Origin of the sequence: Cupriavidus sp. HPC(L) (assembly GCF_000307735.3) — a bacterium.
Classification (GTDB): domain Bacteria; phylum Pseudomonadota; class Gammaproteobacteria; order Burkholderiales; family Burkholderiaceae; genus Cupriavidus.
On the sequence record NZ_AMPR02000124.1, the window covers coordinates 21,810 to 40,209 of the forward strand.

General features: G+C 66.7%; 19 protein-coding genes. 8 read left to right on the forward strand and 11 right to left on the reverse strand.

Annotated features, from left to right (window positions below):
- Window position 1: 1 nt before the first annotated feature.
- The 3 genes from B551_RS09280 to B551_RS09290 form a co-directional block, all read right to left on the reverse strand.
- The gene (locus B551_RS09280; protein WP_006578919.1) at window positions 2–676 is read right to left on the reverse strand and encodes an HAD family phosphatase; all 675 of its coding nucleotides are present in this window, start codon (window positions 674–676) and stop codon (window positions 2–4) included.
- A 114-nt stretch (window positions 677–790) separates the two neighbouring features.
- Window positions 791–1,498: a DnaA regulatory inactivator Hda gene (gene hda, locus B551_RS09285; protein ID WP_006578918.1), complete on the reverse strand. Its 708-nt coding sequence runs from the start codon at window positions 1,496–1,498 to the stop codon at window positions 791–793.
- Window positions 1,499–1,508: 10 nt separating this feature from the next.
- Window positions 1,509–2,579: an AI-2E family transporter gene (locus tag B551_RS09290; RefSeq protein ID WP_006578917.1), complete on the reverse strand. Its 1,071-nt coding sequence runs from the start codon at window positions 2,577–2,579 to the stop codon at window positions 1,509–1,511.
- Between the two features lie 280 nt (window positions 2,580–2,859).
- Between B551_RS09290 and purM the strand changes: the two genes are divergently transcribed.
- Window positions 2,860–3,912 carry a phosphoribosylformylglycinamidine cyclo-ligase gene (gene purM, locus B551_RS09295; protein WP_006578916.1) on the forward strand — a complete coding sequence of 351 codons (1,053 nt, stop codon included), beginning with the start codon at window positions 2,860–2,862 and terminating at the stop codon, window positions 3,910–3,912.
- Between the two features lie 85 nt (window positions 3,913–3,997).
- Here purM and B551_RS09300 read toward each other — a convergent pair whose 3' ends face one another.
- From B551_RS09300 to mutL, 3 genes are all read right to left on the reverse strand, one after another.
- On the reverse strand, window positions 3,998–4,504 hold the full coding sequence (locus B551_RS09300; protein WP_006578915.1) for a GNAT family N-acetyltransferase: 507 nt from the start codon (window positions 4,502–4,504) through the stop codon (window positions 3,998–4,000).
- A 71-nt stretch (window positions 4,505–4,575) separates the two neighbouring features.
- Entirely contained in the window at window positions 4,576–5,529 is a 954-nt protein-coding gene (gene miaA / locus B551_RS09305; RefSeq protein WP_006578914.1) for a tRNA (adenosine(37)-N6)-dimethylallyltransferase MiaA, read from the reverse strand.
- 34 nt (window positions 5,530–5,563) lie between these two features.
- Window positions 5,564–7,561 (reverse strand): DNA mismatch repair endonuclease MutL, encoded by a 1,998-nt coding sequence (gene mutL, locus B551_RS09310; protein ID WP_023263955.1) that lies wholly within the window; start codon window positions 7,559–7,561, stop codon window positions 5,564–5,566.
- A gap of 173 nt (window positions 7,562–7,734) precedes the next feature.
- Here mutL and B551_RS09315 point away from each other — a divergent pair, with 173 nt between their 5' ends.
- Complete coding sequence (locus B551_RS09315; protein ID WP_157071949.1) at window positions 7,735–8,382, forward strand: VTT domain-containing protein; 648 nt, start codon at window positions 7,735–7,737, stop codon at window positions 8,380–8,382.
- A 69-nt stretch (window positions 8,383–8,451) separates the two neighbouring features.
- Here the strand turns inward: B551_RS09315 and B551_RS09320 are convergent, their stop codons facing one another.
- Together B551_RS09320 and murJ are read right to left on the reverse strand one after the other, a co-directional pair.
- Entirely contained in the window at window positions 8,452–9,300 is an 849-nt protein-coding gene (locus tag B551_RS09320) for a SirB1 family protein (RefSeq protein WP_023263957.1), read from the reverse strand.
- A gap of 33 nt (window positions 9,301–9,333) precedes the next feature.
- Window positions 9,334–10,884, reverse strand: a complete 1,551-nt coding sequence (murJ, locus tag B551_RS09325) for a murein biosynthesis integral membrane protein MurJ (RefSeq protein ID WP_006579058.1) — start codon at window positions 10,882–10,884, stop codon at window positions 9,334–9,336.
- Between the two features lie 329 nt (window positions 10,885–11,213).
- Between murJ and rpsT the strand changes: the two genes are divergently transcribed.
- Complete coding sequence (rpsT, locus tag B551_RS09330) at window positions 11,214–11,480, forward strand: 30S ribosomal protein S20 (protein ID WP_006579059.1); 267 nt, start codon at window positions 11,214–11,216, stop codon at window positions 11,478–11,480.
- 106 nt (window positions 11,481–11,586) lie between these two features.
- On the opposite strand, the gene B551_RS09335 is transcribed toward rpsT, so the two are convergent.
- Window positions 11,587–11,886, reverse strand: a complete 300-nt coding sequence (locus B551_RS09335) for a DUF3579 domain-containing protein (RefSeq protein ID WP_006579060.1) — start codon at window positions 11,884–11,886, stop codon at window positions 11,587–11,589.
- A gap of 404 nt (window positions 11,887–12,290) precedes the next feature.
- Here B551_RS09335 and argF point away from each other — a divergent pair, with 404 nt between their 5' ends.
- From argF to B551_RS09355, 4 genes are all read left to right on the forward strand, one after another.
- Window positions 12,291–13,214 carry an ornithine carbamoyltransferase gene (gene argF, locus B551_RS09340; protein ID WP_006579061.1) on the forward strand — a complete coding sequence of 308 codons (924 nt, stop codon included), beginning with the start codon at window positions 12,291–12,293 and terminating at the stop codon, window positions 13,212–13,214.
- Between the two features lie 170 nt (window positions 13,215–13,384).
- Window positions 13,385–14,614, forward strand: coding sequence for an argininosuccinate synthase (locus B551_RS09345; protein ID WP_006579062.1), 1,230 nt, complete (start codon window positions 13,385–13,387; stop codon window positions 14,612–14,614).
- 148 nt (window positions 14,615–14,762) lie between these two features.
- Complete coding sequence (locus tag B551_RS09350) at window positions 14,763–15,074, forward strand: pyrimidine/purine nucleoside phosphorylase (protein WP_006579063.1); 312 nt, start codon at window positions 14,763–14,765, stop codon at window positions 15,072–15,074.
- 76 nt (window positions 15,075–15,150) lie between these two features.
- Window positions 15,151–16,191, forward strand: a complete 1,041-nt coding sequence (locus tag B551_RS09355; RefSeq protein ID WP_006579064.1) for a patatin-like phospholipase family protein — start codon at window positions 15,151–15,153, stop codon at window positions 16,189–16,191.
- Between the two features lie 106 nt (window positions 16,192–16,297).
- Here B551_RS09355 and murB read toward each other — a convergent pair whose 3' ends face one another.
- On the reverse strand, window positions 16,298–17,308 hold the full coding sequence (gene murB / locus B551_RS09360; RefSeq protein WP_006579065.1) for a UDP-N-acetylmuramate dehydrogenase: 1,011 nt from the start codon (window positions 17,306–17,308) through the stop codon (window positions 16,298–16,300).
- A gap of 168 nt (window positions 17,309–17,476) precedes the next feature.
- On the opposite strand from murB, the gene B551_RS09365 reads away from it, so the two are divergent.
- The gene (locus B551_RS09365; protein ID WP_006579066.1) at window positions 17,477–17,962 is read left to right on the forward strand and encodes a YajQ family cyclic di-GMP-binding protein; all 486 of its coding nucleotides are present in this window, start codon (window positions 17,477–17,479) and stop codon (window positions 17,960–17,962) included.
- Window positions 17,963–18,043: 81 nt separating this feature from the next.
- Here B551_RS09365 and B551_RS09370 read toward each other — a convergent pair.
- Window positions 18,044–18,400, reverse strand: a 357-nt coding sequence (locus tag B551_RS09370; protein ID WP_023263958.1) for a DUF192 domain-containing protein, incomplete at its 5' end; no start/stop codon positions are given.

Below are 18,400 nucleotides of genomic sequence, written 5' to 3' on the forward strand. Positions count from 1 at the left end.
GTCAGAACAGGTCCATGATGCGCCAGCCGGCCGCGGCGGCATGATGGCGGAGGCGCTCGTCCGGGTTGGTGGCGATCGGTTCGGTGACCTTGGCCAACAGCGGCAGGTCGTTCATCGAGTCGCTATAGAAGGTGGTGGTGGCGAAGTCCTGCCAGCGCGCGCCCTGTTCCTTCAGCCAGGCCTCGACGCGGGCGATCTTGCCTTCGCGAAAGCTCGGGATGCCGAACACTTCGCCGGTGTAGGCGCTCTCGGCCAGGCCGTCGGCGGTGGCCGGCTCGGTGGCGATCAGGTGCTTGATGCCGAAGGCGGCGGCGATCGGCGCGGTGACGAAGCTGTTGGTTGCCGTGACGATCGCGCACAGGTCGCCGGCATCCAGATGCTTGTAGACCAGCGCACGAGCCTGCGGCGTGATGGCCGGCTCGATCACTTCATGCATGAATTGCTGGCGCCAGGCGTTCAGGCGCTCGCGCGGATGGGCCGCCAGCGGGGCCAGCGCGAACTTCAGGAAGGCCTGGATATCGAGGGTGCCGGCCTTGTAGTGGCCGTAGAACTCGTCGTTCTTGCGACGGTAGGTTTCCTCGTCGACCACGCCGAGACGGACCAGAAAGCGGCCCCATTCGTGGTCGCTGTCGGTCGGGATCAGGGTGTGGTCGAGGTCGAACAATGCCAGATTCATGGGCGGCGATTTTACCTTAAGGGGATGACGGCCGGCTCGGCGGCCGATTGCAGGGAGCGTGCCAGGGCGCGGGCCGGGTGCGGACCTGGCGAGGGCTTTTGGCCGGCCCGCGTGCTATTCACGCAGCTCGGCGAACATTTCGCGCAGCAACGGCAGCGTCACTGCCCGCTTGCGTTCGAGCGAATAGGTGTCGAGCGCGTCCAGCAGCGCCATCAGGCTGGGCATGTCGCGATAGTGCCGCGTCACCAGCCAGTGCGGGATTTCGGGGGACAGCTGCAGCCCGCGTTCGCGCGCGGCCTGCACCAGCGCGGCCATCTTGTCGTCGTCCGACAGCGGCGCGAGCTGGTAGACCAGGCCCCAGCCGAGCCGCGTGCGCAGGTCCTCGCGCACCGGCATGGTGACCGGGGCCAGGCTGCCGGCTACCACCAGCGCGGTGCGCACGTGCGCGCGGACCTCGTTATACAGCGAAAACACCGCGATCTGGCGCGCCTCGTCGAGCAGGTCGACGTCGTCGACCGTGTATAGCTGGCAGCTCGGGTCGAAGATGAAGTCCGCCAGCGCGTGGTGCGGGCTCAGATAGCGGCAGCGCAGGCCCGCATGGGTGCCGGCGTCGCACAGCGCGTGCAGCAGGTGGGTGCGGCCCGAGCCGGTCTCGCCCCACAGGTAGATCAGCCGGTCGGCGGCGCGCTCCTGCGCCACCGCGCCCGGCAACTCGCGCAGCCGCTGCACCGGCTCGCGATTGGCCGACACGAAGAAGTTCTCGAAGGTCGACGGCGGCGGGCTGCCCAGTTCGAGCGACAGTTGCTTGGGGCGCGGAGACATGGCGTATCGATTACTTTCGGTAGAGGTCGCTTGTCACATACAGCCGCCGCAGCTGGCGCGCGCCGACCAGCAGTACGGCGCAGGTGGGCAGCGCCAGCAGCACGCCGAAGAAGCCGAACAGCTGCCCGAAGGCGAGCAGCGCGAAGATCACCACCAGCGGATGCAGCCCGATCCGGTCGCCGACCAGGCGCGGCGTCAGATAGAAGCTCTCGACGAACTGGCCGATGCCGTAGACCACGGCGACCGCGCCCAGCCCGTACAGATTGCCGAACTGCAGCAGCGCCGCGACGATGGCCAGCGCCAGCCCGAAACCGAAGCCGATATAGGGGATGAAGACCGCCAGCCCGGTAAACACGCCGATCGGGATCGCGATCTCGAAACCGGCGATGGTCAGGCCGATCGAATACAGCGCGGCGAGGATCAGCATCACCAGGATCTGCCCGCGCAGATACTGCGACAGCAGCGCGTCGGTCTCGGCGGTCAGCTCGCGCACCTTGGGCACCCAGCGGCGCGGCACCATGCCCTCGATCCGGCGCATCACCATGTGCCAGTCCATCAGCAGGTAGAACATCACGATCGGCACCAGCAGCGCCAGCCCGCCGTAGGTCACCAGCGCCGTGCCCGACACGCGCACATAGGTCAGCAGCACCGCCAGCAGGTCCTCCGGGCTGGCGGCAAAGCGCTCGGACATCATGCGGCGCAGGCCGGGGAAGTCGAAGCGCACGCGCACACCGAGCTCGGACAGCCGCGGGGCGACCACCGAGTTCAGCTTCTTCAGCAGTTCGGGCAATTGCTCGCGCAGTTGCGGAATCTCGCGCTGGAGCACGGCAATGACCAGCAGCACCAGCAGCACCACGACGACGATCAGCAGCAGGATCATCAGCGAAACCGCGATCGTCCGCGGTACCTTGTGCCGCTGCAGCCAATCGACGCCGGGGTTCAGGATATAGGCGAAGATGAACGCGAACAGAAAGGGCGACAGCACGGGAGCCAGCGCCAGCAGCGTGGCGAACAGCGCGACGCCGAGCGCGACCCAGAGCAGAATGCGCTTGGCCTCGTGGGACAGCAGGGGGGCGTTCATCGGGGCAGTGGGGGAAAAACCGGCAAAAAGAAACCAGCAAAAAGACAGGCGAGGACGGGCGGCAAGCGCGCGTCCTCGCCCGGCGGCGGCGGGTTTGCATGGCGCGAGCCGATGCAACTGGAAGCCGACACCCTGTATCCGTTAAAATCGCGATTCTACTGGACTCGCGACCCGCCAACCGGCGCCGCGAGGGCCGCATTCCTCACTTGTGCGTGGTCCGGCGCTTGATCCGACTCGCCCGAGTGTCGTCATTTCCATCATCCAGGACCCGCAGAATTCCATGAGCGCAGCCCCCACTTCCGGCCAGGCAGGCCTTTCGTACCGCGATGCCGGCGTTGACATCGATGCGGGCGACGCGCTCGTCGACCGTATCAAGCCCTTTGCCAAGCGCACGATGCGCGAGGGCGTGATGGCCGGCATCGGGGGCTTCGGCGCGCTGTTCGAACTGTCGCGCAAGTTCAAGGAGCCGGTGCTGGTGTCCGGCACGGACGGCGTCGGCACCAAGCTGAAGCTGGCCTTCCAGCTGAACCGCCACGATACCGTGGGCCAGGACCTGGTCGCGATGAGCGTCAACGACATCCTGGTGCAGGGCGCCGAGCCGCTGTTCTTCCTCGACTATTTCGCCTGCGGCAAGCTGGACGTCGATACCGCCGCCACCGTGATCCAGGGCATCGCCCATGGCTGCGAACTGGCCGGCTGCGCGCTGATCGGCGGCGAAACCGCCGAAATGCCCAGCATGTACCCGGACGGCGAATACGATCTGGCCGGCTTCGCGGTCGGCGCGGTCGAGAAGAGCCGCATCATTGACGGCACCACCATCGTGCCGGGCGACGTGGTGCTGGGCCTGGCCTCGTCGGGCGCGCATTCGAACGGCTACTCGCTGGTGCGCAAGATCATCGAGGTCGCCAAGCCCGACCTCGAAGCTGATTTCCACGGCCAGCGCCTGCAGGACGCGATCATGGCGCCGACCCGCATCTACGTGAAGCCGCTGCTGTCGCTGATCGAGACGCTGCCGGTCAAGGGCATGGCCCACATCACCGGCGGCGGCCTGACCGAAAACGTGCCGCGCGTGCTGCCCAAGGAAGTCACCGCGGTGCTGCAGCGCGATGCGTGGACGCTGCCGCCGCTGTTCCAGTGGCTGCAGGCCCAGGGCCGCGTCGCCGACGACGAGATGCACCGCGTGTTCAACTGCGGCATCGGCATGGTGGTGATCGTCGCCAAGGAAGATGCCGAACGCGCGATCCGGCATCTGCAGGCGGCCGGCGAGGCGGTGTGGCAGATCGGCGAGATCCGCGAGCGCGAGGAAGGGCAGGCGCCGACCGTGGTGGTCTGATTCTTCCGGTGTGGGGATAAAAAAACAGGCGGATGCTCGGGCATCCGCCTGTTTTTGTTTGGGCGTGCTGCTGCCCGTGTCGAGGTCAGTCCTGCTTGGCCGCCATCTCGGTCAACGCGTCGCCGGTGACCCGGCAGATGCGCCAGTCCGGCAGCACGCTCGCGCCCATCGCACGATAGAAGTCGATTGACGGTGTGTTCCAGTCCAGCACCGTCCATTCGAAACGACCGCAACCGCGCTCGACCGCCAGCCCTGCCAGATGGACCAGCAACGCCTTGCCGATGCCGTGGCCGCGCCAGGCCGGTTCGACATACAGGTCTTCCAGGTACAGACCGGGCTTGGCCAGGAAGGTCGAGTAATTGTGGAAGAACAGCGCGAAGCCGATTGCGCGCGGTCCTTCGGCGGTAGGCACCTCGGCCAGCACCGCCTCGGCCGACGGACGTGCGCCGAACAGCGTCTGGCGCAGCTTCTCCGGCGTGGCCTCGACCAGATGGGTCAGCTTCTCGTACTCGGCGAGCTCGGCGATCAGGCGCAGCAGCGTGTCGCAGTCGTCGGTGGTGGCGGGGCGCAGCGTGAAGGCGGTGGCGGTCATGGCGGCGGAATTCAATGTTGGAGTCCGGACAGGACGAAGCCGCGATTATCGCGCGCTGCGTGCGTCCCTGGCTACGAGCCCAACTGCGCCAGCCGCGCGACCTGCTCGACATAGTCGGGCGCCAGGCAATCGACCACCAGCCGCTCGGGCGTCGAGCGCAGCCAGGTCAGCTGCCGCTTGCACAGCTGGCGCGTCGCGGCGATGCCGCGCTCGCGCATCGTGGCGAAATCGCAGAGGCCGTCCAGATATTCCCAGACCTGCCGGTAGCCGACGCAGCGGATCGACGGCAGCCCCGGATGCAGGTCGCCGCGCGAGCGCAGGCGCTCGACCTCGTCGAGCAGGCCGCCGCCCAGCATTGCGTCGAAGCGGGCCTCGATGCGCGCGTGCAGCACCGCGCGGTCCGACGGCTCCAGCGCGATCGCGCGGAAACGCGAGCCCGCCTGTCCATCGAAGGTACGCGCATCGGCCTCGCGGGCCAGCAGCGCCGACATCGGCTGCCCGGTCAGCCGGTGAATCTCGAGCGCGCGCTGGATGCGCTGCGAATCGTTGGGCGCCAGCCGCGCCGCGGTGACTGGGTCGACCTGGGCCAGCATCGCATGCAGCGCGGGCCAGCCGCGCTCTTCGGCGAGTCGGTCGAGCTCGGCGCGCACCTGCGGATCGGCCTGCGGCAGATCGTTCAGGCCCTGGGTCAGCGCCTTGTAGTACAGCATGGTGCCGCCGACGATCAGCGGCTCGCGGCCGCGCGCTCGGATCGATTCGACCAGCGCATTGGTGTCGGCGACGAATTGCGCGGCCGAATAACTGTCGACCGGATCGATGATGTCGATCAGATGGTGCGGCACCGCGGCCAGCTCGGCGGCCGATGGCTTGGCGGTGCCGATGTCCATCTCGCGATAGACCAGCGCCGAATCCATGCTGATGATCTCGATCGGCGCGCGTGCGGCCAGCGCCAGGGCGGCCGCGGTCTTGCCCGAGGCGGTCGGGCCCAGCAGGCAGACGATGGGAGCGGGCGAAGCGGCGGCCATGGAAGAAGCGGACGGCGACAGCGAGGGTGCGGCCTTACTGGCCGCGCAGGAACAGCCGATCCAGCTCGGCCACGGTCAGCTGGACCCAGGTCGGCCGGCCATGGTTGCACTGGTCGGCGCGCTTGGTCTGCTCCATCTGTCGCAGCAGCGCGTTCATTTCCTCGACGGTCAGCTTGCGATTGGCGCGCACGGCGCTGTGGCAGGCCAGCGTCGCCAGCAGTTCGTTCTGGCGCTCGGCCAGCACGCGCGAACCGCCGTAGGCATGCAGATCGCGCAGCACGTCGCGCGCCAGCGCCTCGGCGTCGGCCTGCTTGAGCAGCGCGGGAATGGCGCGGACCGCCAGCGTGGTCGGCGAGACCGGCGCGATATCGAAACCGAGCAGCGCCAGCGTTTCCTGATGTTCCTCGGCGGCACCGATCTCGACCGGGCTGGCCGGCAGCGTGACCGGAATCAGCAGCGGCTGCACCGTCATCTGGCGCGCGTCGAGCGCGGTCTTGATCTGCTCGTACAGGATGCGCTCGTGCGCGGCGTGCATGTCGACCAGCACCAGCCCGCGCGCATTCTGCGCCAGCACGTAGATGCCGTGCAGTTGGGCGATCGCGTAGCCGAGCGGATGGCCGTCGGCATCATCCTGCGGGCCCTCGGTGGCGCGCGGCGCCTGCGTCGGCGCGCCGTCGAGCAGCGACGGCGGTTCGTTCTCGCGGGCTGCCCGGGCGTCGGCGAGCCATGCGGGCGGCTGGTCCGACGGCGTGAAGCGCGGGCCGGCCGGCGACATAGCGTCGCGCACCATGCCCAGATACGCCTGCCGCGGCTGCGCAATGCCCAGTTCGGTCTGGCGAGCGGCCGCGGTGTAATCGACCCAGGGGCGGCCGCCTGGCTGGGCGGGGCTGGTGGCCGCGACGCGCAGCGCCGGGGCCTGGCCGGTGTGGCCAATGTCGCCGTCGCCGGTATGCAGGCTGTCGCCATTCTCGCCGGCCTGGCGCGCCAGGCAGCGCTGCACCGCGTGGTAGACGAACTGATGGACCGCGCGCGACTCGCGGAAGCGCACCTCGATCTTGGACGGGTGCACGTTGACGTCGACCAGTTCGGGCGGCAGGTCCAGGCACAGCACGTACGAAGGGAAACGGTCGCCGTGCAACACGTCCTGATAGGCGCTGCGCACCGCGTGCGTCAGCAGCTTGTCGCGGACGAAGCGGCCATTGACGAAGAAGAACTGCTGATCGGGACGACCGCGCGAGGCGGTCGGCAGCCCGGCGAAGCCGTACAGGGCCAGTTCACCGGCCTGTTCCTCCAGCGGCAGCCGCGCCCGTGCGAATTCGCTGCCGAGCACCTGGGCGGTACGCGTGGCGACATCGCCGGCGTTCCAGTGCTCCATCGGCTTGCCGTTGTGATGGACCGACAGCGTGACGTCGGGCCGCGCCAGCGCGATGCGCCGGATCACCTCCAGGCAATGGCCGAGCTCGGTCTGTTCGCTCTTCAGGAATTTGCGGCGCGCGGGCGTATTGAAGTACAGGTGCTGCACGTCGACGGTGGTGCCGACTCCGCCCGACGCGGGCTGCAGCGCCCCGGTATCCGCGTGGATCTGGCTGGCATGGGGACAGTTCGCCGTGCGGCTGGTCAGCACCAGCTGCGAGACCGACGCGATCGAGGCCAGCGCCTCGCCGCGAAAGCCCAGCGTCAATACCGATTCCAGTTCGTCGAGCGAGGCGATCTTGCTGGTGGCATGGCGCATCAGCGCGACCGCCAGTTCGTCGGCCGGGATGCCGCAGCCATTGTCGGTGATCACGATGCGGCGTACGCCGCCTTCCTCGAGCCGTACCGACAGCTGGGTCGCGCCGGCGTCGAGGGCGTTCTCCAGCAACTCCTTGACCACCGAGGCGGGGCGCTCGACCACCTCGCCGGCCGCGATCTGGCTGACCAGCTGGTCGGGCAGCGGACGGATCGGCCGGGCCGGCGCCAGGCGGCGCTGGGGGCGTTCGGCCGAGGCGGCGTCGGAGGCTTGGGAGGCGGGGGCGGAGTGCGGCGCGGACATGGCGGCGATTATACGTGCCGGCTTCGTTGCGGCCCGGCCGTGGCCTGGCTACGGGCTTGCGTGCGCGAGGTCGCACTCAGGATCCCCAGGCAGACGTTTCGTCGCCAGGACGGGCACGTTCGTCTTGTATGATGTCGGGCTGGAAAAAGATGGGGAACGTCTTGGATATCGTATTGCAGGTGATTGACATGCTGCTGCATGTCGACAAGTACCTCGGCACCGTGATTCAGCAATATGGCGCCTGGGTCTACGCCATTCTGTTCGCGATCGTCTTTGCCGAGACCGGCCTGGTGGTGGCGCCTTTCCTGCCGGGCGATTCGCTGCTGTTCATCGCCGGCGCGTTCTGCGCGACCGGGGCGATGAACGAGTGGGTGCTGATCGGCCTGCTGCTGGTCGCCGCGATCGGCGGCAATACCGTCAACTACTGGGTCGGCAGCTGGATCGGACCCAAGGTGTTCGACCATCAATGGCGCTTCCTGGACCAGCAGGCGCTGCGCAAGACCCACGACTTCTACGAGCGCCACGGCGGCAAGACGCTGGTGATCGCACGCTTCGTGCCCATCGTGCGGACCTTCGCACCGTTCGTGGCCGGCGTGTCGCAGATGACCTTCGCGCGCTTCCAGCTGTTCAATGTGGTCGGCGCCGTCACCTGGGTAGTGGGCCTGGTGTTCGCGGGCTACTTCTTCGGCAACCTGCCGTTCATCAAGCAGTACCTGAACCTGATCGTGCTGGTCGGCATCAGCGCGGCGATCGTGCCGCTGATTCTTGGCGGGCTGTGGCGCCTGCTGCGGCGTGGCGACAAGCGTCGCCGCGTGTCATAAGACGCGGCTGCGCGCCGCGGACAAAAACCGTCGTCCCCGCGCAGGCGGGGACCCAGCGGCTTCGATGTCTCAGTTCAGCGACCGGCTCATCATCCGCAACGCCGGCATGCGGTCGCGGATCTGGGTCGAATCGGCCGCATCGGGCCGGGCGCTGACATAGGCTTCCAGGTCTTCCAGCGCGGGGCGGAAGCATTCCAGGTTCGCGTAGGCCAGCCCCCGGTCGCGCACCTCCTCGATCGAATCGGGCAGCAGGATCACCAGCCGGTTCTGCACCGCGAGCAACCGCTGCCAGCGCGACTCCTGCAGATAGATCGCCTTCAGATTGCGCAGCATCCGCGCGATGATCTCGCGGTGGCTGGCGGTCTGCAGGAACAGGCCCAGCGGCACCGCGTTCGGATCGGCGATGCCCTCCCGCTCGAGGTATGGGTCCAGCATGTCCTGCAGCTGCTCCTTGGACAGCGTCTCGCCGGTCAGCGGATCGAGCACGACCTCGCCCGCCGGAATCGACATCCGCAGCAGGAAGTGGTTGGGGAAGGAAACGCCCTTGAGCGGCAGGCCGATCTGCTGGCCCAGTTCCATGTACAGCACCGCGAGCGAGATCGGAATGCCGCGCCGCTGCCGCAGCACCACGTTCAGGTACGAGTTGTCAGGGTCGTAGTAGTCGTTCGCGTTGGGGCCGAAGCCCAGGTCGCGATAGAAGAAATGGTTCAGCAGGCGCAGCCGTTGGATAGCGGGAGTGCCGTCGGCGATCCGGCGTTTGAGCCGCAGCGCCAGCACATCGATGGCGGCCAGTTCGGCCTGCAGGTCCAGGTCAGGGTAGGCGTCCTGTGCGATCGACAGGGCCGTTTCGGTCAGCGGGATGCCGCTGTCGTCCGCCACCAGCGCGGCAAAATAGTCCAGGACTTTGGTCGAGGTCATAGCGGTTCCTGGTTGCGGCCGGCGCCATGGTCTTCAGACAGCTTTGCGCTTGAAGGCAGCATAGCGCAGGCCCGTGAGCCACAGTGTACCGAAGTAGACGACCGCCGCAAGCACCAGGCACGAGGCCATCAGCGCGATCCGCAGCAGCGGCGTGGTACCGAGGGCGACCCAGTCGAAGGTGCGGGCGAACCACAGCAGCACGCCCGCCAGCAACGTCGCCGCGGCCGACAGCTGCGCGAAGAACAGCCACCAGCCGGGCGCGGGCCGGTAGACGCCGACGCGGCGCAGGCCGATGAACAGCAGCAGCGCGTTCAGCGTCGCGCTGACGCTGATCGACAGCGCCAGCCCGGCGTGCCCGAGCCACGGCACGAAGGCCAGGTTGGCGAGCTGCGTCATCACCAGCATCGCAATCGCGATCTTGACCGGGGTGCGGATGTCCTGCCGGGCGTAGAAGCCGGGAGCCAGAATCTTGACCAGGATCTGGCCCAGCAGGCCGACGCCGTAGGCCATCACCGCCAGCTTTGTCATCTCGACCGCATGGCCGTCGAACTTGCCGTAGTGGAACAGCACCGCGGTCAGCGGCCCGCCGAACACGTAGAGGCCGATCGCGCTCGGGATCGCCAGCAGGAAGGTCAGCCGCAGGCCCCAGTCGAGCAGCGCCGAATATTCGACGCCGTCCTCGCGCGCGCTGGCCTTGGACAGGCTGGGCAGCAGGATCGTACCGATCGCCACGCCGAGCAGGGCGGTGGGGAACTCCATCAGGCGGTCGGCATAGGTCAGGAACGACACGCTGCCGGTGGCAAGCCGCGAGGCGATATTGGTATTGATGATCAGGCTGATCTGCGCGACCGATACGCCCAGCAGCGCCGGGCCCATTTGCCGCAGGATGCGGCGCACGCCGGGATCGCGCCAGGCGGCGCGCAGGTTCACGCCGATGCGCGGCAGCATGCCGATGCGCTTGAGCGCGGGGATCTGGATCGCCAGTTGCAGCACGCCGCCGACCAGCACGCCCCAGGCCTGCGCGTAGATCGGCTGCTGCAGGTGCGGCGCGACGAACAGCGCCGCGCCGATCAGCGACAGGTTCAGCAGCACCGGCGTGAACGCCGGCACCGCGAAGTTGCGCCAGGTGTTCAGCACGCCCGAGGCCAGCGCAACCATCGAGATCAGGCCGATGTACGGGAACATCACGCGGGTCATGAAGACGGCCGCGTCGTAGGTCTGGTGGTCGCCGCGAAAACCGGTTGCGACGATCGTCATGATCACCGGCGCCGCCAGCACGCCGATCAGCGACACCGCGGCCAGCGCCCACGCCATGACGGTGGCGACCGCATCGACCAGCAGCCGGGTCGGCTCGTCGCCGCGCTTGCCGTGGTATTCGCCAAGGATCGGCACGAAGGCCTGCTGGAAGGCGCCCTCGCCGAAGATCCGGCGCAGCATGTTGGGAATGCGGAAGGCGACATTGAACGCGTCGGTCATGTCCGAGGCGCCGAACGCGCGGGCGATCAGGATCTCGCGGATCAGGCCGGTGATGCGCGACAGCATCGTCAGGCCGCTGATGGTGGCGAGCGATTTGAGCAGGTTCAAGGTCGGGGAGACAGGAAACGGTTGGAGCGCCGCCTCGGGGCGCGTCGCCGGGCGGCAGACCGCAGTCAGACGGCATCCGGACGCCGAAAGTTGCAATCGCACCACACCGGGCGAGCCGGGGCCCGCCAATTGTGGCGCCAATTATACGGATTGGAGTGCGCGGCCCGCCGCCTTCGCCGAGGGGTGGGATCGTCCTTGCGGCGGCTTCGATCTTGTGTGTATAATCGCCGATTCGAGAAGATAGTTGCGTTCCGGATTCGTGTGTCAGTGCATCCCGGGTCGCTCTTGTGCAATCCACGCACGCATCTGAATTCAGGATATTTAACGAAATGGCAAATTCCGCACAAGCTCGCAAGCGCGCGCGTCAAGCCGTCGCCCAGAACGCGCACAACTCCAGCCTGCGCTCGCGTCTGCGCACGGCCGTCAAGGCTGTCCGCAAGGCGATCGATGCCGGCGACAAGGCAGCTGCTGCCGAGATCTTCAAGAACTCGCAAGCCGTGATCGACAGCATCGCCGACAAGAAGATCGTTCACAAGAACAAGGCAGCGCGTCACAAGTCGCGTCTGTCGGCTGCGATCAAGGCCATGGCCGCCTGATTGCCGCGTTCACCGGCCGCGCCTGGCGCGCGGTCGGCGCAGTAAAAAAGCCCGTCCGATGACGGGCTTTTTGCATTTCGGCTTTCCGCTCGGTGCGGCCTTCCGCTCAATCGAGCGAGCAGGCCTCGACCAGCTGCAGATGATTGTCGCGCGCGAAGTTCAGCACGAAGTCCAGCGCCTTGGGCTCGATCTCGCGCAGCCTTGCATCGACCACCACGCACTTGACGCCGCCCGACATCACCGGGCGCACGTAAGGGGAGTAGGTCAGGCGGGGGTCGCCGGTGTCGCCGGGCGGGCGGAATTGCGCCATCACGCCGCACAGCCGTTCAGCCCAATCGCTCGGACGGAAGGTCTTGCCTTCCTTGGTGATGCCCTGGATGAAGTACTGGCGAACGGTGGAATTCATGGACTGCGGTGAGGCTGGTGACTCGACGGGAAACCCGCAACGGGCGCCCGTTTGACGCGGCGAGCGGCGATGGGTTCGCGCGAATCTGGCCGGAAGGCGGGGCGTCGGTAGTGGCGGGGGCACTTTTGATGCCGGCGGCGGGCGGCGGCAAGGGTATGCCGGGCCCCGCGTGAATCAGCGAGTATTATATCTTATATAAGACTGCCGCATAAGCCGCCGCATGGCCCGGAACCGGGCTTCGCCGGCATGGCCGGGTGCCCGCCCAGGCTCGCCAAAGCAGGAATAATCCCTTATGATTCCTGAACTCACATTGCGCAAGCGACGCGAAAGGCGGCTCCGCGGCAGCGTGGTTCCATGACAGTTCATGGGCTCGCCTGTCCCCATCGAGCCGCCTTCTTTGTTTTATGAGCCCAACGCCGATCAAGCACTACCTCCAGTTCAGCGACCTCGATGCGAAGGAGTACGAGTACCTGCTCGACCGCGCCCGGATTCTGAAGACCAAGTTCAAGAACTACGAGACCTGGCATCCGCTGCACGACCGTACGCTGGCGATGATCTTCGAGAAGAACTCGACCCGCACGCGTCTGTCGTTCGAAGCCGGCATCCACCAGCTCGGCGGCCACGCGGTGTTCCTGAACACGCGCGACTCGCAGCTGGGCCGCGGCGAGCCGATCGAGGACGCGGCGCAGGTGATTTCCCGCATGGTCGACATCATCATGATCCGTACCTTCGGGCAGGAGATCATCGACCGTTTCGCCGCCCATTCGCGCGTGCCGGTGATCAACGGGCTGACCAACGAATACCATCCGTGCCAGGTGCTGGCCGACGTCTTCACCTATATCGAGCACCGCGGCAGCATCCGCGGCAAGGTGGTGGCGTGGATCGGCGATGCCAACAACATGGCCTATACGTGGATCCAGGCGGCCGAACGGCTGGGCTTCACCTTCCATTTCTCGGCGCCGCCGGGATATCAGCTCGATCCGGCGATGGTGCCGGCCAGCGCCGCGAGCCTGGTCAGGGTCTTCGACGATCCGCTGGCCGCGTGCCAGGGCGCCGATCTGGTGACCACCGACGTCTGGACCAGCATGGGCTTCGAGGCCGAGAACGAGGTCCGCAAGCGCGCCTTCCAGGACTGGATGGTGACCACCGCGATGATGGACCGCGCCAATCCGGACGCGCTGTTCATGCACTGCCTGCCGGCGCACCGCGGCGAGGAAGTCGAGGCGGCCGTGATCGATGGGCCGAAGAGCGTGGTCTGGGACGAGGCCGAGAACCGGCTGCACGTGCAGAAGGCGCTGATGGAGTACCTGCTGTGCGGGCGCTATTGAGTATTGAGCGATTGATCCGATCGATCGTCTGGCGCCCGAGCCGCGCCGTCCGGCGATGTGGCGCCCAAGCCTGGGCGGTCATGTCAAAATAGCGGCTTTCCGTTTTTCCTTATCCGATGCGCGGGCTGTCTTACCTGCGGTCCGCGCCTCTTTTGCGCATCGAGTCGAACATGAGCGATATCAAGAAAGTCGTGCTCGCCTACTCCGGCGGGCTGGACACTTCGGTGATCCTGAAGTGGCTGCAAGACACCTACCAATGCGAGGTGGTCACCTTCACGGCCGACATCGGCCAGGGTGAGGAGCTGGAACCGGCTCGCCAGAAGGCGCTCAAGTTCGGCATCAAGCCCGAGAACATCTTCATCGACGACCTGCGCGAAGAGTTCGTGCGCGACTTCGTCTTCCCGATGTTCCGCGCCAATGCGGTCTACGAAGGCGAATACCTGCTGGGCACCTCGATCGCCCGTCCGCTGATCGCCAAGCGCCAGATCGAGATCCTGCGCAGCACCGGCGCCGACGCCGTGTCGCACGGCGCCACCGGCAAGGGCAACGACCAGGTCCGCTTCGAGCTCGGCTATTACGGCCTGGAGCCGGGCGTCAAGGTCATCGCCCCGTGGCGCGAGTGGGACCTGCTGTCGCGCGAGAAGCTGCTGGCCTACGCAGAGAAGGCCGGCATCGAAATCGACATGAAGCACAAGAAGGGCGGCGCCCCGTACTCGATGGACGCCAACCTGCTGCACATCTCGTTCGAAGGCCGCCATCTGGAAGACCCGAAGGCCGAGGCCGAGGAAGACATGTGGCGCTGGACCGTGTCGCCGGAGCAGGCGCCGGACGCGCCCGAGTTCCTCGACATCGAGTTCGAGCAGGGCGACATCGTTGCGCTGAACGGCAAGCGCATGTCGCCGGCCGAAGTGCTGACCGAACTGAACCGCCTGGGCGGCAAGCATGGCATCGGCCGTCTGGACCTGGTCGAGAACCGCTACGTCGGCATGAAGAGCCGCGGCTGCTATGAAACCCCGGGAGGCACGATCCTGCTGCGCGCCCACCGCGCGATCGAATCGATCACGCTGGACCGCGAAGTCGCGCACCTGAAGGACGACCTGATGCCGCGCTACGCCAGCCTGGTCTACAACGGCTACTGGTGGAGCCCGGAGCGCCGCGCGCTGCAGGTGCTGATCGACCATACGCAGCAGAACGTCAACGGCTGGGTCCGCGTCAAGCTGTACAAGGGCAACGTCATCGTGCTGGCCCGCGACTCGAAGGACACGCTGTTCGACAAGACCATCGCGACCTTCGACGACGACTTCGGCGCCTACAACCAGGCCGACGCCGGCGGCTTCATCAAGCTGAACGCGCTGCGCATGCGCATCGCCGAGAACGCCCGCCGCCAGCGCGGCAAGTAAGTCGCCAGCGAGCGGCTGTCACGCGCATCGGCAAGGAAGAAGAGGGGCCCAGGCGGCCCCTCTTTTCATGTCCGTCGATGTCGGCGCAAGTCCGCACAAGTCCGCACAGGTCCGCACCCAACTTCCATCGTTCATCAGGAGACTCACCATGAGCCAGTTCGACAATGTTTCCGTGGTCAAGCAAGCCAATCTGTATTTCGACGGCAAGTGCGTCAGCCACACCGTGCTGTTTCCGGACGGCACCCGCAAGACGCTGGGCGTGATCTTCCCGGCCTCGCTGACCTTCAAGACCGGCGCGCCGGAAATCATGGAAATCAATGCCGGCACTTGCCGCGTGCGGCTGGCGGGCTCGGACGAGTGGAAGACCTACGGCGCCGGCCAGCAGTTCAGCATTCCGGGCGACAGCAGCTTCGATATCGAGGTGCAGCAGACGCTCGACTACGTCTGCCATTTCGGCTGATCGCATCTCGCTTGTCCGCGGCCGCGCGCATGCCGCGGCCGTCTCCCTCGATCGTCACGCTTCACGGAGTTCCGGCATGGCAAATCGACACAAGCCGATCAATCTGGCGCTGCAAGGCGGCGGCGCGCACGGCGCCTTCGGCTGGGGCGTACTGGACGCGCTGCTGGAAGATGGCCGCCTGCGTTTCGACGGCATCAGCGGCACCAGCGCCGGCTCGATGAACGCGGTGGTGATGATCGATGGGCTGCTCGAGGGCGGCCCCGAGCGTGCAAGGGAGAAGCTGCACGACTTCTGGTTCGGCGTGTCGCGTGCCGGCTCGCCGTTCTCGACGATCGGCCAGCAGACGGTCGACTGGCTGTCGGGCCAACCGGGCAACAGCTGGCCGCTGCAGGACTGGATGCGGATGTGGTCCGGCTGGTGGAGCGCGACCGCGCAGGGCAGCACGTTCAACCCGCTGCGCTCGCTGCTCGAGGATCAGGTCGACTTCGAGCGCGTGCGGGCCTGTCCGGAAACGAAGCTGTTCATCGCCGCCACCGACGTCAACAGCGGCAACGTGCGCGTGTTCCAGACCGCCGATCTGACCGTCGACGCGGTGCTCGCGTCGGCCTGCCTGCCCTATCTGTACCCGGCGATCGAGATCGGCGAGCGGTACTACTGGGACGGCGGCTATATGGGCAATCCGGTGCTGTTCCCGTTCTTCTACCAGACCGCATCGCGCGACATTCTGGTCGTCCATATCAATCCGATCTCGCGTCCCGACGTCCCCACGCAGCCGCAGGAAGTGATGGAGCGGCTCAACGAGATCACCTTCAACGCGTCGCTGCTGCGCGAGATGCGCGCGATCGCCTTCGTGCAGAAGCTGCTCGACGAGGAGTGGCTCAAGCCCGAATATCGCGACAAGCTCGCCTACATCCTGCTGCATTCGATCCGCGCCGACGAGGCGCTGGCGGACCTGTCATCGTCGACCAAGCTGGTGACCGACTGGAATTTCCTGCTGATGCTGCGCGAGCGCGGACGCGCTGCCGCGCAGGGCTGGTTGGATCAGCACTACGACGCCGTCGGCAAGCGCGGCACCGTCGATATCCGCAAGGAGTTCCTGCAGGACATGCCGTTGTAAGGGATCGACGAACGGCCATCGACGCGGATGTGTTCGCCCTCTGCCGCTCGCGGGAGAGGGCAGGCACGGCAGGGGAGAGGGAGGGGCCTTCGCAATACCGCTGGCGCTACAGCACCACCGGCTCGGGTTCGATCTCCACGCCAAAGCGCTGCCGCACCGTATCCGCGATGCGCCCCGCCAGCGCCAGCAGCGCGCGGCCATCGCCGCCGCCATGGTGTACCAGCACCAGCGCCTGCCGCTCGTGCACGCCGACCGGGCCATCGCGCAGGCCCTTGAACCCGCAGCGATCGATCAGCCAGCCAGCGGCCAGCTTGTAGCTGCCATCGGGCTGCCGATGGCTGACCAGGTCCGGGTGTTCTGCCACCAGCGCGTCGCGCTGCGCGGCGCCGACCACCGGATTCTTGAAGAAGCTGCCGGCATTGCCCAGCACCGCGGGGTCGGGCAGCTTGCGCTGGCGGATCGCGATGACCGCATCGCGGATCGCTGCCGCATCGGGTGCCGGATGGTCATGCAGCTCACGGGCGAGTTCGGCATAGCCGAGCGCCGGCTGCCAGCGGCGCGGCAGCCGCAGCGTGACCGCGGTGATCACGTAGCGATCGCGGCCGGCCTGCTTGAACAGGCTGTCCCGATAGCCGAACGCGCAATCGCCAAGGCTCAGCGTGACGAAGCGGCGGGTTTGCCGGTCCCAGGCGCGCAGGCTATGGAAGCGCTCGCGCAGTTCGACGCCGTAGGCGCCGATGTTCTGGATTGGCGCGGCGCCCACGCTGCCGGGGATCAGCGCCAGGTTTTCGAGGCCGGGCATGCCGTCGGCGATGGTCCGATTGACGGTCGCGTGCCAGTTTTCCCCGGCGCCAACCGTCACCAGCGAGGCGTCGTCGTCGCCGGCGACCGTGTAGCCGGGAATCTGCATCAGCAGCACCACCGCATCGAGATCGCCGGTCAGCACCACGTTGCTGCCGCCGCCCAGCACGACCACCGGCCGCTGCGCGGCGCGAGCGTCGGCCAGCGCCTCGACGAGGTCGCTTTCGCTGCGCACCGCCACCGCGAAGCGCGCGCGTACGTCGAAACCCAATGTGTTGTGCTGGCGCAGCGGATAAAATTCGTGGAAATCTGCCATGCGGAAAGTGTTGCCGGACGAGGATGCCCGAACAGCGGGATGGAAGCGGAGCGGCCTGGACTGCAGGGTTGGCTGGATTATACGGAACCACCGGCGCGGGCCGGCCGGTTCAGCAATCGAACAGCGGTACCGAGGACGAAGGTGCCGGACATTCAGAAGGAGTAGGCGATGCCGTCGTTTGACGTGGTGTGCGAAGCGAATATGGTCGAGGTCAAGAATGCGGTCGAGCAGGCCAACAAGGAAATCTCGACCCGCTTCGACTTCAAGGGTTCCGATTCCCGTGTCGAGCAGAAGGAAGGCGAACTGACCGCGTTCGCCGATGACGACTTCAAGCTCGGCCAGGTCAAGGATGTGCTGCTCAGCAAGATGGCCAAGCGCAATGTCGACGTGCGCTTCCTCGACTACGGCAAGACCGAGAAGATCAGCGGCGACAAGGTCAAGCAGGTCATCACGATCAAGAAGGGCGTGACTGGCGATCTGGCCAAGAAGATCGTCCGCATGATCAAGGACAGCAAGATCAAGGTGCAGGCCAGCATCCAGGGCGATGCGGTGCGCGTGTCGGGGGCCAAGCGCGACGATCTGCAGAGCGTGATCGCGATGCTGCGCAAGGACGTGCCTGAGGCGCCGCTGGACTTCAACAACTTCCGTGACTGAGTCCGGACCCAGGCATTGGCGATGACGACGCGGCCCTGCACAGGGCCGCGTTCTTTTTGCTGCCCGTTGTTCTACGGCCCGCTATTGCGCCGGAAGGCCGCCAATCTTCGCGCCGGCCTTGATGCCCTTCTGCGCGAACCACCCCTGGTTCATCTCCAGCGCATAGCGGATCGCCGCCTTCGGGCAATGGTTTTCCTCGCTGTGCGGCCGCATGTCCTCGATATTGACGATGGTGCCGTCGTCGGCCAGGAAGGCGATCGACAGCGGCAGCTCGGTGTTCTTCATCCAGAAGCAGTGGCCGGCCTTCTGCTCGAACACGAACAGCATGCCGGCGTTGGCGGGCATCGACTTGCGATACATCAGGCCTTGCTGGCGGGACTGCTGGTCGGCGGCGACCTCGGCGCGGATCACGTACATGCCGGCGCTCAGCGAGACGAC

What these genes read in the sequence shown, in the direction of transcription:
- B551_RS09280 (WP_006578919.1), bottom strand. Translation starts at nt 676, where the DNA reads ATGAATCTGGCATTGTTCGACCTCGACCACACCCTGATCCCGACCGAC.
- hda (WP_006578918.1), bottom strand. Translation starts at nt 1,498, where the DNA reads ATGTCTCCGCGCCCCAAGCAACTGTCGCTCGAACTGGGCAGCCCGCCG.
- B551_RS09290 (WP_006578917.1), bottom strand. Translation starts at nt 2,579, where the DNA reads ATGAACGCCCCCCTGCTGTCCCACGAGGCCAAGCGCATTCTGCTCTGG.
- purM (WP_006578916.1), top strand. Translation starts at nt 2,860, where the DNA reads ATGAGCGCAGCCCCCACTTCCGGCCAGGCAGGCCTTTCGTACCGCGAT.
- B551_RS09300 (WP_006578915.1), bottom strand. Translation starts at nt 4,504, where the DNA reads ATGACCGCCACCGCCTTCACGCTGCGCCCCGCCACCACCGACGACTGC.
- miaA (WP_006578914.1), bottom strand. Translation starts at nt 5,529, where the DNA reads ATGGCCGCCGCTTCGCCCGCTCCCATCGTCTGCCTGCTGGGCCCGACC.
- mutL (WP_023263955.1), bottom strand. Translation starts at nt 7,561, where the DNA reads ATGTCCGCGCCGCACTCCGCCCCCGCCTCCCAAGCCTCCGACGCCGCC.
- B551_RS09320 (WP_023263957.1), bottom strand. Translation starts at nt 9,300, where the DNA reads ATGACCTCGACCAAAGTCCTGGACTATTTTGCCGCGCTGGTGGCGGAC.
- rpsT (WP_006579059.1), top strand. Translation starts at nt 11,214, where the DNA reads ATGGCAAATTCCGCACAAGCTCGCAAGCGCGCGCGTCAAGCCGTCGCC.
- B551_RS09335 (WP_006579060.1), bottom strand. Translation starts at nt 11,886, where the DNA reads ATGAATTCCACCGTTCGCCAGTACTTCATCCAGGGCATCACCAAGGAA.
- argF (WP_006579061.1), top strand. Translation starts at nt 12,291, where the DNA reads ATGAGCCCAACGCCGATCAAGCACTACCTCCAGTTCAGCGACCTCGAT.
- B551_RS09345 (WP_006579062.1), top strand. Translation starts at nt 13,385, where the DNA reads ATGAGCGATATCAAGAAAGTCGTGCTCGCCTACTCCGGCGGGCTGGAC.
- B551_RS09350 (WP_006579063.1), top strand. Translation starts at nt 14,763, where the DNA reads ATGAGCCAGTTCGACAATGTTTCCGTGGTCAAGCAAGCCAATCTGTAT.
- B551_RS09355 (WP_006579064.1), top strand. Translation starts at nt 15,151, where the DNA reads ATGGCAAATCGACACAAGCCGATCAATCTGGCGCTGCAAGGCGGCGGC.
- murB (WP_006579065.1), bottom strand. Translation starts at nt 17,308, where the DNA reads ATGGCAGATTTCCACGAATTTTATCCGCTGCGCCAGCACAACACATTG.
- B551_RS09365 (WP_006579066.1), top strand. Translation starts at nt 17,477, where the DNA reads ATGCCGTCGTTTGACGTGGTGTGCGAAGCGAATATGGTCGAGGTCAAG.